The sequence below is a fragment of the Companilactobacillus huachuanensis genome (assembly GCF_005404815.1).
Taxonomy (GTDB): Bacteria; Bacillota; Bacilli; order Lactobacillales; family Lactobacillaceae; genus Companilactobacillus; species Companilactobacillus huachuanensis.
Map to the genome: position 1 here is coordinate 154,758 of NZ_BJDF01000002.1, position 15,050 is coordinate 169,807.

A 15,050-nucleotide genomic window follows, 5' to 3' on the forward strand; every position below is an offset into this window, starting at 1 on the left:
GTATAGATAGTGGATTTTCTAGCTATTCCTCGTGAAATGAAGCACCTGAATTAGCATCTAATTCAATTTTTTTATCATTATTAATATCGGTAACGATAATATCTTCATTATCTCGAACTGGAGTTTCGGAAATCTTAGGGGAGTAAGTTAACTTTTGTAAAACGTTGTTCTTAGACAAATAGTTATTTATTTGATTGATCATTGTTGGACCATTATAAATAAATCCTGTATAAACTTGCACTAAACTGGCTCCTGCCAATAATGCAGCTCTTGCATCTTCAGGCGTGAAAACACCACCAGAAAACATTATTGGTAAATCTGGAAATACCTGATGAATTGCTTTAGTTAAACTCAATGACTTTTTAAAAATTGGCTTACCACTGAGACCGCCACCTTCATTTTTATGCTCAGACCTCAAATTATCATGAATCGGGCTAGGGTTGGCGGCTGTATTAGTTAAAATGATTCCGTCCATTAAGCTGCCCACTTCATTGAGCAATTCAATTAATTTTTCAGGGGTAATATCATTACCAAACTTACAAAAAACCGGTTCCTTGATATGTAAATTATGGATTTTTTGAAGTAGCTTTTTAGCGACTGGAATTTCTTGTAAAGTTGTCACACCTTTTTGATTAGGACAACTTTGATTTAGGGCTATATAATCACCAAACGAATGAATCTGCGCAATATTATCAACCATTTCATCAATCATACTGTCACTGTCCAAACCATGCCCAGGTGCGACGCTGATACCAATTTTAACGTGTTTGGGAGTGTTTGCTAGATGTTTCCTAGTTTCTTCAACACCAAGATTATTTAAACCCATGCGATTGATTATTGCTTGATCAGCTGGTAAACGAAAAATTCTCTTTTTCTTATTTCCTGGTTGACCATTTTTAGTAATACTACCAATTTCTACAAACCCAGCCCCTAAGGCGCCAAGACTATTGTAAAATTCAGCTTTCTTATCAAAACCTGCTGCAATACCAATTGGTGAATCAAAAGTTACGCCTTTAACCGTTAATCCCAAATTAGAATGTTGTTTTGTTTGAAACATTGTCCGTAAGACCTGCGGTGTCTGATTAAATATTTTTAATCCAGTAGCTACAATATGATGATCAATTTCAGGGTCGACTTTAAAAATTACGGGACGAACTAATTTGTATAAATCCATCATTTACCCCAGCTTTCGGGGTTCTGATACCACTGTTGTAACAATTCCATATCTGTTTCTTCAACGTAATTTTGCTTTTGAGCAACCTCAATCATTGTTGGAAAATCAGTCAATGTGAATAATTTGGTGTCATAATCAGCAAAGTTCTTCGTGCTTTCTGGTAGTCCATAAGAGAAGATGGCAACAGTTCCAATAACATCCCCACCTTCTTCACGAACAGCTTTGACAGCCTTTAAAATACTACCACCAGTTGAAATTAAATCATCGATCAAAACAACTTTGTCACCCCTTTGGCAACGACCTTCGATTTGACTCTTTTTACCATGATCCTTTTTCTGAGGGCGAACGTAATTCAAAGGTAAATTCAAAATGTTAGAAACTCCAGTAGCATGTGGAATTCCGGCTGTAGCAACTCCACCGATAACTTCAACTTCCGGATAATGCTCCTTGATTAAATCTGCTAAGTCGTGAGCAATTGTTTGGCGAAAATCTGGATAAGCAATCGTTAAGCGATTGTCAGTGTAAATCGGTGATTTGATACCACTTGCCCATATGAAAGGCTCCTTGGGACTCAACGTCACTGCCTTAATTTTTAATAATTGCCCTGCAATGTTGTTAGCAACTGCTAATTTATCCATTATTTATTCCACTCCTTACAAATATTCACATATGCTTGATGGCCATCTTGAGCCTGAGTAATCGGACGACCAACGACGATAGCATCACTGCCAAGCTCTCTAGCATGAGCTGGTGTTGCAACACGCTTTTGATCACCTACTTGAGATGACTTGGGTCTGATACCTGGGGTAACACACAAGAAATCAGTACTAGTAGCGGTTTTGATTACTGGAACTTCAAGTGCAGAAGATATAACCCCGTCAGCTCCATTTTGATAAGCCAATTTTGCCAAATGCGTTACATAATCTTGCGAATCCAACGGTACTTGTAATTCATTCGCCAATTCCGTTTGACCAAGGGATGTTAACTGCGTTACTGCTAATAATTTGGTCGACGAGCCGGCAAGGCCCTCCTTAGCAGCAGCTATCATCTCAGAACCACCTGTCGCATGAACTGTCAGCATTTGAACATCCCACTGAGCAATCATCTCACACGTTCTTTTAACCGTATTAGGAATATCATGCAATTTCAAATCCAAGAAAATATTATAACCACGTTCTCTTAAATTTCTCACAAATGGATAGCCAAATTGACAAAACATTTCTAAACCAATTTTTAAAAATAATTTTTCTTCATCTTTGGGAAATTGATTTAAAAAGTTGATACATTCAAAATCATCTGCAAAATCTAGCGCTACTATTACTGGCTTGTTCATCATTACCCTCACTCTTTATTTTGAATAAATACATGTTCCATTAACGTATGTCTGTTCCACCTCACCGTAAACTTTTTGACCGATAAAGGGACTATTCTTGCCTTTTGAAAGAAAATCCTTTGATTTAATCGCATATTCATCATCTAAATTTATAATTGTAAAATCTGCTCTTTGACCAAGCTTAATTGTCCCAGCTACTTTTATTTTAAATATTTCAGCCGGATTATTAGTCATAAGTTTCAATAACTTTTCCAAACTAATGATATTTGTTTTGACTAAGCGACTGTACATGAGAGGAAATGACGTTTCAATTCCGGTAATACCAAAGACACTCTTAGCAAATCCTTGATTCTTTTCATCTTCAGCATGAGGCGCATGGTCGGTTGCAATCATGTCGATCGTGCCATCCTGCAAACCAGCAACCAAAGCTTGACGATCCTCTTCACTGCGTAATGGTGGATTCATCTTAAAATTGGCATCATCATTTAAAATATCTTGATCACTGAGCAGTAAATGGTGTGGAGAAACTTCACAAGTCACATTAATTCCAGCATCTTTAGCCATTCTAACCAACTGCACACCGTCTTTTGTCGAAATGTGACAAACGTGATAGTGAACCCCAGTCTCCTTAGCCAAAACTAAATCTCGTGCTAATTGAGATGTCTCTGCCACTCTTTGAATTCCTGGTAAACCTAAACGTTGTGACGCCGTTCCAAAATTAATAACACCATGATTGAATAGATTCTTGTCTTCCACATGAGCGGCCAAGTGACTGTCAATTGCAGCAATTCTTTCCATTGCCATAAACATTGACCGTGCATTCATGATTCCATGTCCATCGTTAGAAAAGGCAAAGGCCCCTAATTTGGAAAGCTCTTCTATATCGACTAGTTTGTCACTAGTTTCATCTACGGTAACTGGTGCATATTGCAATGTGTGAATCAAAGAATTTTGTTCATTTAACGCTATTTGTTGACCGAATTTCTCAGCGTTATCAGGCACAGGGATAACATTTGGCATTGCTCCAACCGTTGTAAATCCACCATGTGCAGCGGCCAAAGTTCCTGTTTTGATTGTCTCCTTATGAACTTGACCAGGTTCTCTAAAATGCACGTGTACGTCTACTAATCCAGGCGTTACTAGTTGAAATTTTGCATCAATGATTTTGGCATCTGTTGCAACAATATTCTCAGCAATCTGCTTAAACTTACCATCTTCAATCAGAAGATCACAGTTAATTAATTTATTAAGGTAAAACAACTTGGCGTTTTTGATCAGTAACTTCATCGTGGATATGATCTCCTTCCAAAACAGCTTCAATCATTGCCATTCTCATGAATACTCCATTAGCCATCTGTGGGAAGATATATGACTTGTCGCACTCAACCACATCGTCAGCAATTTCGGCACCACGATTGATTGGGGCGGGATGCATGATCATCGCGTCAGCTTTCATCATATTGACACGTTCCTTATTTAACCCATATTTGTTAAAGTAATCTGTCTTAGAAAAGCTCTTGTTCTCTTCTTCAGAAAGACGTTCGTGTTGGACTCTCAATAACATTACAACATCCATTTCTTGGCAAAGGTCATCAACATCCATGTGAGGTCCCATTTCAGCAAACTCTGGCGTGTACCAAGCGTCCAAACCACCGAAACATACTTGAGCACCTAATCGTGTCAAAATTTCTGCATTTGAGTGGGCAACTCTAGAATGACTTAAGTCACCGATAATTCCAATTTTCAAACCATCAAATTTCCCAAAATGTTCAAAAATCGTCATCAGATCTAAAAGTGATTGTGAAGGATGTTGGCCAGTGCCATCACCACCGTTGATAATGTGAATATTTAAGTCATGGTTATTAACTAAATCTTCGTAATATTTATCTTTACTATGACGAATAATTGCAACCGAAGCGCCGATACTCTCTTCAGTTTTGATTGTGTCATAAAGGCTTTCACCTTTAGTCGTTGATGATGTTGAAGCTTCAAATTCAATTTCTTTCATCCCTAGTTTCATTTCAGCAACTTGGAAACTAGATTTAGTTCTCGTACTGTTTTCGAAGAAGAGATTGATAGCAAATTTATCTGTACCGATCACTGACTTTTTACCAGCTTTGAACTTTTCCGCAGAGTCTATTAGGCTATAGACCTCTTCGTTTGATAATTGTGACATAGAAAGTATGTTTTTCATTGTTTTCCTCCAAATTAAAAAGGGTTAGCTTTCATCCAGCTAGCCCCTAAAAGTTTGGTTTTATCCGACCTTTTAGACCTCACTGGATCCATTTAAAAGTTCCCTGATTTTTCTTTAAGTAAACAAAAAACTTCCTATCCCACAAGGAAAGGAAGTTTACACTTTTTCTGTCTCTACGTGTAATGAACCTTCCAAGCCTCACAGGACTTGATTAAAAGTTTTCGTTGAAAATAATATAAACGATTTCACGCATTCAGTCAACAGTTTTATTTAAATATTTGAAATATACCGTCTCCAATTGCCAGACGATTTGTCTGCTATAAAAACAGTCAAAACACTTATTAACTCAGACTTAACACTGATTTAAAAAGTAAATCAAAATCTATTTTACAGTAGCTAAGAAATACTTCTTCTTACCTCGACGAATAACGATATATTTACCATCAAATGAATCTTTTGGCTCGATTTCAGTAGTTGTATCTGTTAACTTTTCACCATTAATTCTGATAGCACCATTTTGAATATCTTCACGCGCTTGACGTTTTGACTTATCGACGTTTGTGGCAATTAATAGGTCAACTAAATTGATTGAATCAGATGAAATTTCGGCACTTGGTACACCATGGAATGCTTCAGCGACTTCTTCAGTTGTCAATTCTTGAATTTCACCAGAGAACAAGACATCCGTAATCTTTTCAGCTGTCTTCAAAGCTTCTTCACCATGAACAAATTTAGTAACTTCTTGAGCCAAAGTCTTCTGGGCCAAGCGTTTTTCTGGAGCGGTCTTAACAGATTCTTCTAAATCATCGATTTGATCTTTTGTTAGGAATGTAAATTTCTTTAACAAATTGACAACATCTTTGTCATCTTGATTAAACCAGAATTGATAAAATTCATATGGTGAAGTCTTTTTAGGATCAAGCCAAACAGCACCACCGGCAGTTTTACCAAATTTTGTACCATCGGATTTCAACAATAATGGAATTGTCAAAGCATAAACTTTGGCTTCTTGCCCTTCAGCCTTGTGAATCAAATCAAGACCAGCAGTTAAGTTACCCCATTGATCGCCACCACCGACTTGCAATTGCACATTGTGTTGACGGTATAGTGTTAAGAAATCTAATGATTGAAGAATTTGGTAAGTAAATTCAGTAAATGAAATTCCAACTTCCAAACGACTTGAGATAATTTCTTTATTAAGCATTGTATTAACGTTGAACAATTTACCATAATCACGTAAGAAATCTAGAATACCAATAGGTTCAGTCCAATCAAAGTTGTTGACCATCGTAAAACCATTGAAAATCTTGTTAGCTTGATTGCTTAAAGCCTCAACGTTGTGATTAACCTGATCCATAGTTTGCATTGGACGTTCAGCCTTTTTACCACTTGGATCACCAATCGACCCAGTTGCACCACCAATAACGATATAAGGATGGTGACCAAATTTGCCAAATCTTTCCAAAGTCATAAATGGCAACAGGTGACCGATATGCATAGAATCACCGGTTGGATCCATACCACAGTATAGTGAAATATCCTTAGAATCAACTAAATCACGAAGGCCCTCTTCGTCAGATTGTTGATTGATCAAACCACGCCATGATAATTCGTCAATAATATTCATAAAACTTCCTCCTAATTGTTGTCCTCGTTAAAGGGATAAAAAAAGGCATCCCTGCAATTTATGCAGGGACGCCTTTTTGCGCGGTACCACCCAAATTCAAGCTTATTAGCTTGCTCTTTACTCCTATAACGTAGGATCCGAATTTTAGTCTAGTATTTCACAATTTACCCTGCTTGACTCGCACCAACCGTCAATTCTCTGGACACTGAAGTAAATTCCTACTTGGATTAAAACTAAAACATTACTTATAATTAGAATGATACACACCACTTAAACAATTTTCAAGGTATTTTTTAGTGTTATTGTATAATTAAGTTACTTTCTAAGGGGGATAATTTTGACAAAAACACTCTACATCATGCGCCATGGACAAACATTATTTAATATTCAACATCGAATTCAAGGCTGGTGTGATTCACCATTGACAGAAATTGGTATCCAACAAGCCAAAATTGCAAGTCAATATTTTAAAGATAACAAGATTAAATTTGACGCTTGTTATTGTTCCACAACTGAACGAGCCAGCGACACATTGGAACTTGTAACTGATATGCCATATAAACGCTTAAAGGGCCTGAGAGAGCTCTCATTTGGAAAATTTGAAGGTGCTCCTGAATATTTACATCCACAAGATGATCCTAAAAAGCATTTTGGTGATTACTATGTACAATTTGGTGGTGAGGACAATCAAGTCGCCCAACAACGAGTTAATAAAACACTGACAGCAATTATGCAAGAAGATGATCAGACAGTTTTGGTCGTCAGTCACGCAGGTGCCATAATGATGTTTTCTGACTTGTATACCGACATGAAAAAATTACGTAACAGTGGCTTTACTAATTGTAGTATTTTGAAATTTACCTACGATGACAATAAATTCACTTTCGAGAAGATTATTAATTTTGAAGGATAACAAATCAATATTTTATTTTTAGAAGTTCATATCAATGATAAACAAAAATGAGTTGTATCACACCTAATTATTTGGTTCTTTAAGTGTGATACAACTCATTTTTCATACAATTAAAAATTTGGATTTATAAAAACATTTTTTATTTCATATGATCTTCAATCCAAGTCCAAACTTCATCCTTACCCTTTTTTGTTGCAGCACTGAACAATTGTAAGGAATCTGTTTGATTGATCTCCATCGATTTTTTAACTTGGCTAATCGTCTTATTCCACTGGTTACCCTTGACTTTATCCATCTTTGTTGCAACAACCAGCGTTGGAATATGATAATAGCTGACAAATTGATACATTGAAATATCGTCTTCACTAGGCTCATGACGTCCGTCAACTAAAATAACAACACCACGTAAGGGACTTCTGGTAGTCAAATATTCTTCGATCATGATACCAAATTCTTCACGTTGTTTCTTGGAAACTTTGGCAAAACCATAACCAGGTACATCAACTAAATATAGCTGGTCTTCAATATTATAGAAATTCAAAGTTTGGGTCTTACCAGGCGTACTAGACGTTCTAGCAAAGCTTTTACGGTTGATCAACGTATTTATCAATGATGACTTACCGACGTTTGAGCGACCTAATAGAGCAATCTCCGGATAACCTTCATCTGGATATTGTCTTGAACTGACGGCGCTTAAATTCATAGTTACATTATTTACCTGCATAATTCACCTCAATGAAACAATTTTACCATATAAAAAAAAAGCTGCCAATTAGGCAACTTCTCCATTTTTCAAAATAAGCTCTGGCTTTTTAACTTTTCTGACAGCATCTTTAGTAACCTTGATACTCTCAACATCATCACGTCCAGGAATTTCAAACATCGTATCAAGCATTGTTTCTTCAACGATAGATCTCAAACCACGGGCACCAGTATCTCTTTCGATTGACAAACGAACAATTTCTCTCAAAGCACCATCAGTAAATTGTAATTCAACTCCATCAAGAGCCATCAATTCCTTATATTGCTTGATTAAGGCATTTTTTGGCTTTGTAAGGATATTAACCAAATCATCCTCAGTGAGCTTCTCAAGAGCCGTAACAATAGGAATACGGCCAATGAATTCAGGTATAATACCAAACTTCATCAAGTCTTCAGGGATAATTTGTTGCATTAAACTTTTCTCTTCGGCAATATTGATCTTTTGTTCAGCACCAAAACCGATTGTCTTATCGCCAAGACGATTCTTAACAATTGTTTCAATCCCATCAAAAGCACCACCAACAATAAAGAGGATGTTAGTTGTGTCAATTTGAATAAGTTCCTGTTGAGGATGCTTTCTTCCGCCCTGTGGTGGAACACTAGCAATTGTTCCTTCAAGAATCTTCAAAAGTGCTTGTTGAACACCTTCACCAGAAACATCACGAGTAATTGAGACATTCTCACTCTTCTTAGCAATTTTGTCGATTTCATCAATATAAACGATACCGTGTTCGGCCTTGTCAACATCAAAATCGGCATTCTGCAAAAGTTTCAAAAGAATGTTTTCAACATCTTCACCAACATATCCAGCTTCAGTAAGTGTTGTAGCATCAGCAATTGCAAATGGAACTTTCAAGATACGAGCCAAAGTTTGAGCAAGGAAGGTCTTACCCGAACCAGTAGGTCCGATTAAGGCAATGTTACTCTTTTGCAATTCAGTTTCGCCCTCTTTTAGGTGTTCCATTTTATTAATTCTCTTATAGTGATTATAAACAGCAACTGACAATGCCCTCTTAGCGTCAGTTTGACCAATCACGTAATCATCAAGAATTTTTTTGATTTCAATAGGTGTAGGGATGTTGTCCAAATCTAATGGTGTAGCTTCATTTAATTCTTCGTCTATGATTTCTTTGCATAAATCAATACATTCATTACAAATATAGACACCGGGTCCGGCAACTATTTTTTTAACTTGATCTTGTGTTTTACCACAAAATGAACAGCTAATTGTGCCAGTATTTTCTGTACTATCAAACATATGCGATTTCTCCTTCAATAGTTCCAATGCTTTAGAAAGTCTAGCATTGTCATAATTAAGAGTAAAGTAATTAGTTTTACACGTCGTTCTTATAAAAAAAGGAAGCCTTCCGGCTTCCTAGATTTTAATAACAGAATTGCTTATTTTTCAACGGCTGAGTCAACAATCAATTCGATTGCTTTCTTAGCAGCGATGTCATGAGCCAACATTTCGTCAGAAAGTGCATTTCTAACAGCTGATTCTTCCATCTTGTATTCGTCAGAAAGTGATTTGATTTCTGCTTTAATTTCGTCTTCTGAAGGTTTGATACCTTCTTTAGCAACGATTGCTTCGATAACTAAGTCAGTCTTAACACGTTCTTCAGCGTCTTTAGCAAATTGTTGTTTCAAAGTATCTTCAGTTGTTCCTGTCATTTGATAGTACAACTTAGGATCGATACCTTGACGACGTAAGTTAGCTAGGTATTGGTTCAATTGGTTTTCAACTTCTGTATCAATCATAGGTTGAGGAATTGAATCAAGTTTAGCATTCTTTACTGCACCAGCAATTGCTTCTTCTTGAATATTTTCTTCAGCAGTTTCTTTCTTTGAATCTTTGATTTCATCGTGAAGCTTTGTCTTCAACTCTTCAAGAGTATCAACATCTTCATCAACGTCCTTAGCAAAGTCATCATCTAATGCAGGCAATTCTTTTGTCTTAACTTCGTGAAGTTTTGTAGCAAAGACAGCATCTTTACCAGCTAATTCTTTAGCTTGATAATCTTCTGGGAAAGTAACCTTAACGTCAATATCTTCGCCGGCAGCGTGACCAACTAATTGATCTTCAAATCCAGGAATGAATGAACCTGAACCTAGTTCTAGTGAGTAGTTTTGTGCGCTACCACCATCGAATTCTTCGCCATCAACAGTTCCAACGTAATCAATGATAACTGTATCGCCGTTTTCAGCTTTACCATCTTTAAGAACTAATTCAGCTTGTTGCTTTTGTAATTCGGCAATACGATCTTCAACATCAGCCTTCATAACATTACGTTTTTGCTTTGAAACTTCGATACCCTTGTAATCACCAAGTTCAACACCAGGTTTTACAGTAATAGTTGCTGTAATAGCCCATGGTTGATCTTTTTCCATTGATTCAACGGAAATTTGTGGTTGATCAACAGGTTCTACCTTTGTATCATCAACAGCTTTTTGGTAAGCATCTGGTAAAACAGCGTTAAGAGCATCTTCGTACAATGCTTCTTCACCGTACATACGGTTGAAGATTTGGCGAGGTACGCGGCCTTTTCTGAAACCAGGAACATTTAAGCTCTTCTTTACACGGTTGAATGCAGTATCCAACCCTTTCTTGATAGTGTCTTGGTCAATTTCAAACTTCAATTCACCAGTATTGTTTTCTTTTTTTGTAAATTCAGCCTTAGCAGACATTTATATTATCCCTCCGGTATTTCAACGATCTCATACTTTGTAATATTACCTTAAAAAGGTGATATTGTAAACATTTGACGTGATTTATAGGTACTTTAAGACATCATGTTATCCATTATAAAATACTTTGACGTATTTTTGAACATTTTTCAATAAAAAAAAGAGCTGGATTTATTCCAACTCTTTTTTAATTATCATCACGACTTAGAAATTAGTCTAAGATTTCTGTAACAACTCCGGCACCAACAGTACGGCCACCTTCACGAACAGTAAATCTTGTACCATTTTCAATAGCAACTGGAGCAATCAAGTCAACTTCAAAAGTAACTTGATCACCAGGCATAACCATTTCTACACCTTCTGGCAATTCAATAACACCAGTAACATCAGTTGTATGGAAGTAGAATTGTGGACGATAGTTTGAGAAGAATGGAGTATGACGTCCACCTTCTTCTTTACTCATAATATAAACTTCACCCTTGAACTTGTTATGAGTCTTGATTGAACCTGGTTTAGCAAGAACTTGTCCACGTTCGATTTGGTCACGGTTAATACCACGAAGAAGAACACCAACGTTATCTCCGGCTTCACCGATATCCAATGTCTTACGGAACATTTCAAGACCAGTAACAGTTGACTTCAATGTTTCTGGCTTCAAACCAACGATTTCAACTTCGTCACCAATCTTAACTTCACCACGATCGATACGACCAGATGCAACAGTACCACGACCAGTGATAGTGAAGACATCTTCAACAGGCATCATGAATGGTTTTGTATTATCACGTTCTGGTGTTGGGATGTATTCATCAACAACATCAAGTAATTCTTCAACGTGTTTAACTTCCTCTGGGTCACCTTGAAGAGCTTTCAAAGCTGAACCACGGATAACAGGAATGTCATCCCCTGGGAAATCGTATTCTGATAGAAGTTCACGAACTTCCATCTCAACTAGATCAACTAGTTCTGGGTCATCAACAAGGTCAGTCTTGTTCAAGAAGACAACGATGTAACCAACACCAACTTGGCGAGCAAGCAAGATATGTTCCCGTGTTTGTGGCATAGGACCATCAGTTGCAGCAACAACAAGGATGGCACCATCCATTTGTGCAGCACCAGTGATCATATTCTTAACGTAATCAGCATGTCCTGGAGCATCAATATGTGCATAGTGACGCTTTTCAGTTTCATACTCAACGTGAGCAGTGTTGATAGTAATCCCACGTTCTTTTTCTTCTGGGGCTTTATCAATATCAGCGTAATCTTCAGCCTTAGCTAAACCTTTGTCAGCCAATACCTTAGTGATTGCTGCTGTTAAAGTAGTCTTACCGTGGTCAACGTGACCAATTGTCCCAATATTTACATGGGGCTTTGTTCTCTCATAATGTTCTTTTTCTGCCATTACAAAGAATCCTCCTAAAATTTCATTTCATAAGATTGATCCAAAGAAAATGTTCTTTAGACGACTCTTTACTGAAAAATTATACTACTTTCAGAGGTGAAAGCAAATTAATTCATAGCAAATCACCGACTAAAAATATACTCTTTGGAGTATACAGGCCGTAAACGTAATTGTAAATACTCAAAGTGAAAAAAATTTAAAAAATTCACTCCTGAAAGGTATTTATCAGCTCATCGAACCTCTTTAACCAAGTTTTCACATCGTCTAAACCTTGATTATCACTTACTTCTGAATCATCTACTAAACCATACCTTAAAAGCATTGCTTTTGTCCAGAGTTCCGGCGTTTTTATTATTTCATTACCAAAAGGATAGACAAATGCGGCATATAGAGACAATTCACCTTTGAAGTTCTCGATCTGAGTTTCGTTTTCATCGGTCAGTAATTTTTCCAGTTCGTCACACATTTTCAAATAGACATCAGTTGACATAATAGGCATTAGCTTGCTTGGAATGCAAGTTTTATTTTCACCATAGAACGAAATATCAACCTTTTCACTAATACCTAACTTCAATAAATTTTCCAAAGCTTCACTCTTTAAAAGCGGATGCAGCAAGGGATTGCCTAATAATATCTTGGCATTTTTGACGTAATCAGCCTTATTAAATTCCCGCAATTTTCGCAATAATTGAATTTGCTCAGCGGTCGGCTCAGTTACAATTGAAAGTAGTCGTGCTGATATTTTATCCTTCTCAGGTTTAAACGAACGTTCATGACGATCTTCAGCAATTCTGATACGTTTGACAAAATCAGCAATAATTTCCGTCTTAACATGTGGTGATGGATTGGCATCGTAGTAATTTAACATTTGATTAGCCAGCAAAAAATCGTTGTTTTCCAGCACGATATCTAATGCCAATTCTGCCGTCTGAGGTTCGCTGAGGTAATAGTTAAAATAATCTAAAATGACTGCCTCTGCGTCGCCTGGTCTTTTTTGATTCAATAAAGAAGCAGCAAGCCCCTTGTTAATATCAAAGGATTGCTGCATCGAATATGCTTGTGTGTATAAATCAGTTGCTTCGACCCAATTACCTTGGTCAAAGGCCTCATCAGCCTGATCAATAATTTTTTTTAGATTATCTGAATCGTCCATACAATACCTCGACAATATCCGAATAGATTAAATCAATCTAATTCTTTGCTTTTCTGTGTCTGTTTTGATTAACTTCCATGATCACAGGCAAAATAACTGGATGTCTGTTGGTCTGTTCATACAAGAAATGATTTAGTTTATCACGAACTCCTTGTTTTAAGTCCGACCAATCGAAATCTTTGTTATCTTGCATGTAATCGGTGATCGTATCAACGATAATATCTGAACTTTCACTCAATAAGTCACGACTAGCTCGCATATAAACGAAGCCACGTGCCGTTATTTTAGGCTTAGCGACGACTTTCTTCTTTTTACGGTCAATTGTAGCTACCGCAATAAAGACCCCGTCTTCGGCCAATAATTCACGATCACGAAGGACAATACTACCAATATCGCCAACTCCAATACCATCAATCATGGTATCTCCAGCATCAACGCCCTTACCTTGATAAAATTGACCGTTTTCGTAATTTAGAACATCCCCCTTTTTTGTTAGGAAGATATTTTGATATGGAATACCTGTTTCATTGGCAATTCTAGCATGGGCGTCTAAAAGACGATATTCACCTTGAATTGGAATAACGTTCTCAGGATTCAATAAATTGATCATCAATTGTAAGTCAGACTTATTTGCATGACCTGACGAATGCTTGTCATCACTAAGAGCTTTGACCTCGGCACCAGTACGATAAATGGCATCTCTAGCCTTAGCAACAGTTGTATCCATAGCGTGTGAAGGTGTAGTAGCGATAAATACTAAGTCGCCTTCTTCAATTTGGAACTTCGTCTTAGCAGCAGGATTAGCCATCTTTTGAAGCAACTTAACTGGCTCACCCATTTTACCTGTTTCGATGACAACTAATTTATTCTTGTCAACATTCTTTAATTCCTTAGGCTTGATTAATAGTTCTTTGTTATTGATCTTCAAATAGCCCAAACTCATAGCAGTTTTTAAGATTTTTTCAGCGTCAGTTCCGGAAAGAAAGACACGACGGCCTGTTTTATCAGCGGCATCAACAACTTGTTGCATTCTTTGAATATTTGAAGCAACTTGGGCTACGATGATCCGACCATTATGATAACTAAATGTATCTAAGATATATTCATAAATATCTTTTTCACTTGAATTTTCATATGGAGACTCAGCGTTTGCAGAGTCACTTAACAGTGCTATGACACGTTCACTACCAATTTTGGCAATTCGACCATAATCTGTTTTATATGTTGGTGCAGCTGCTTGATCAAATTTAAAGTCCCCCGTATAAACGATTTGACCTTCAGTAGTACTGATAACTGTTCCTAATGATCCAGGAATCGAATGTGTTGTCTTGAAGAATGAAATTGATGCTTCCTCAAAATCAATAGCAGTGTTTTCGTCAATAACGTGGAAATTGTTGAATTTCTTACTACGACGATCATTTGAACAAACAATTTTAGCCAATTCAATAGTCATTTCTGAACCAAAAACTGGAATATCAAATTCACTGATTAAGTATGGCAAAGCGCCGATAGCATCAGCATGTCCATGTGATAGAAATACTCCGACTACTTTATCAATATTTTTCTTGATGTAAGTCATATCTGGAACAACTACATCAATTCCGTAGAGATCATTGTCAGGGTATTGTAAACCAATATCTAAGATATAAATCTCATCATTTACTTCGACAGCGTACATATTTTTTCCGTTTTCACGTACACCACTTAACAAAATTATTTTAATTTTTTTGCTCATTTTCATCTCTCATTTCATTTAAATAGCATAGATCATAATATTCTATTGTGATTCTTAAGTCTTTTAAGACTA

13 protein-coding genes are annotated in these 15,050 nt (G+C 36.8%); 1 reads left to right on the top strand and 12 read right to left on the bottom strand.

From position 1 onward, the window contains the following. Positions 1 to 22 precede the first annotated feature (22 nt). The 6 genes from FFM71_RS01835 to tyrS all read right to left on the bottom strand — a co-directional run bounded on the left by FFM71_RS01835 (position 23) and on the right by tyrS (position 6,328). Positions 23 to 1,177, bottom strand: a complete 1,155-nt coding sequence (locus FFM71_RS01835; RefSeq protein WP_223876454.1) for a quinone-dependent dihydroorotate dehydrogenase — start codon at positions 1,175 to 1,177, stop codon at positions 23 to 25. Beyond that, positions 1,174 to 1,812 carry an orotate phosphoribosyltransferase gene (pyrE, locus tag FFM71_RS01840; RefSeq protein ID WP_137610484.1) on the bottom strand — a complete coding sequence of 213 codons (639 nt, stop codon included), beginning with the start codon at positions 1,810 to 1,812 and terminating at the stop codon, positions 1,174 to 1,176. Before pyrE ends, FFM71_RS01835 begins: the two co-directional genes overlap by 4 nt. After that, positions 1,812 to 2,507 carry an orotidine-5'-phosphate decarboxylase gene (gene pyrF, locus FFM71_RS01845; RefSeq protein WP_137610589.1) on the bottom strand — a complete coding sequence of 232 codons (696 nt, stop codon included), beginning with the start codon at positions 2,505 to 2,507 and terminating at the stop codon, positions 1,812 to 1,814. The genes pyrE and pyrF overlap by 1 nt, the downstream gene beginning before the upstream one ends. A 15-nt stretch (positions 2,508 to 2,522) precedes the next feature. After that, positions 2,523 to 3,794: a dihydroorotase gene (pyrC, locus tag FFM71_RS01850; RefSeq protein ID WP_137610485.1), complete on the bottom strand. Its 1,272-nt coding sequence runs from the start codon at positions 3,792 to 3,794 to the stop codon at positions 2,523 to 2,525. After that, positions 3,754 to 4,701, bottom strand: coding sequence for an aspartate carbamoyltransferase catalytic subunit (locus FFM71_RS01855; protein ID WP_137610486.1), 948 nt, complete (start codon positions 4,699 to 4,701; stop codon positions 3,754 to 3,756). Before FFM71_RS01855 ends, pyrC begins: the two co-directional genes overlap by 41 nt. A 382-nt stretch (positions 4,702 to 5,083) precedes the next feature. Continuing rightward, on the bottom strand, positions 5,084 to 6,328 hold the full coding sequence (gene tyrS / locus FFM71_RS01860; RefSeq protein ID WP_137610487.1) for a tyrosine--tRNA ligase: 1,245 nt from the start codon (positions 6,326 to 6,328) through the stop codon (positions 5,084 to 5,086). Positions 6,329 to 6,662: 334 nt separating this feature from the next. Between tyrS and FFM71_RS01865 the strand changes: the two genes are divergently transcribed. After that, the gene (locus tag FFM71_RS01865) at positions 6,663 to 7,241 is read left to right on the top strand and encodes a histidine phosphatase family protein (RefSeq protein ID WP_223876456.1); all 579 of its coding nucleotides are present in this window, start codon (positions 6,663 to 6,665) and stop codon (positions 7,239 to 7,241) included. A gap of 139 nt (positions 7,242 to 7,380) precedes the next feature. On the opposite strand, the gene yihA is transcribed toward FFM71_RS01865, so the two are convergent. From yihA to FFM71_RS01895, 6 genes are all read right to left on the bottom strand, one after another. Then, positions 7,381 to 7,965: a ribosome biogenesis GTP-binding protein YihA/YsxC gene (gene yihA / locus FFM71_RS01870; protein ID WP_137610489.1), complete on the bottom strand. Its 585-nt coding sequence runs from the start codon at positions 7,963 to 7,965 to the stop codon at positions 7,381 to 7,383. Positions 7,966 to 8,013: 48 nt separating this feature from the next. Further along, positions 8,014 to 9,261, bottom strand: a complete 1,248-nt coding sequence (gene clpX / locus FFM71_RS01875; protein WP_137610490.1) for an ATP-dependent Clp protease ATP-binding subunit ClpX — start codon at positions 9,259 to 9,261, stop codon at positions 8,014 to 8,016. Between the two features lie 140 nt (positions 9,262 to 9,401). Next, positions 9,402 to 10,688: a trigger factor gene (gene tig, locus FFM71_RS01880; protein ID WP_137610491.1), complete on the bottom strand. Its 1,287-nt coding sequence runs from the start codon at positions 10,686 to 10,688 to the stop codon at positions 9,402 to 9,404. A gap of 211 nt (positions 10,689 to 10,899) precedes the next feature. Beyond that, complete coding sequence (gene tuf, locus FFM71_RS01885; protein ID WP_137610492.1) at positions 10,900 to 12,090, bottom strand: elongation factor Tu; 1,191 nt, start codon at positions 12,088 to 12,090, stop codon at positions 10,900 to 10,902. A 205-nt stretch (positions 12,091 to 12,295) separates the two neighbouring features. Continuing rightward, complete coding sequence (locus tag FFM71_RS01890) at positions 12,296 to 13,243, bottom strand: tetratricopeptide repeat protein (RefSeq protein ID WP_137610493.1); 948 nt, start codon at positions 13,241 to 13,243, stop codon at positions 12,296 to 12,298. A 37-nt stretch (positions 13,244 to 13,280) separates the two neighbouring features. Next, a complete protein-coding gene (locus tag FFM71_RS01895; protein WP_137610494.1) occupies positions 13,281 to 14,978 on the bottom strand; it encodes a ribonuclease J in 1,698 nt (565 codons plus the stop codon). Positions 14,979 to 15,050 lie beyond the last annotated feature (72 nt).

Bases quoted from the DNA above. Each gene is read 5' to 3' on its own strand.
- FFM71_RS01835 (WP_223876454.1), bottom strand. From the start codon at position 1,177: ATGATGGATTTATACAAATTAGTTCGTCCCGTAATTTTTAAAGTCGAC.
- pyrE (WP_137610484.1), bottom strand. From the start codon at position 1,812: ATGGATAAATTAGCAGTTGCTAACAACATTGCAGGGCAATTATTAAAA.
- pyrF (WP_137610589.1), bottom strand. From the start codon at position 2,507: ATGAACAAGCCAGTAATAGTAGCGCTAGATTTTGCAGATGATTTTGAA.
- pyrC (WP_137610485.1), bottom strand. From the start codon at position 3,794: ATGAAGTTACTGATCAAAAACGCCAAGTTGTTTTACCTTAATAAATTA.
- FFM71_RS01855 (WP_137610486.1), bottom strand. From the start codon at position 4,701: ATGAAAAACATACTTTCTATGTCACAATTATCAAACGAAGAGGTCTAT.
- tyrS (WP_137610487.1), bottom strand. From the start codon at position 6,328: ATGAATATTATTGACGAATTATCATGGCGTGGTTTGATCAATCAACAA.
- yihA (WP_137610489.1), bottom strand. From the start codon at position 7,965: ATGCAGGTAAATAATGTAACTATGAATTTAAGCGCCGTCAGTTCAAGA.
- clpX (WP_137610490.1), bottom strand. From the start codon at position 9,261: ATGTTTGATAGTACAGAAAATACTGGCACAATTAGCTGTTCATTTTGT.
- tig (WP_137610491.1), bottom strand. From the start codon at position 10,688: ATGTCTGCTAAGGCTGAATTTACAAAAAAAGAAAACAATACTGGTGAA.
- tuf (WP_137610492.1), bottom strand. From the start codon at position 12,090: ATGGCAGAAAAAGAACATTATGAGAGAACAAAGCCCCATGTAAATATT.
- FFM71_RS01890 (WP_137610493.1), bottom strand. From the start codon at position 13,243: ATGGACGATTCAGATAATCTAAAAAAAATTATTGATCAGGCTGATGAG.
- FFM71_RS01895 (WP_137610494.1), bottom strand. From the start codon at position 14,978: ATGAGCAAAAAAATTAAAATAATTTTGTTAAGTGGTGTACGTGAAAAC.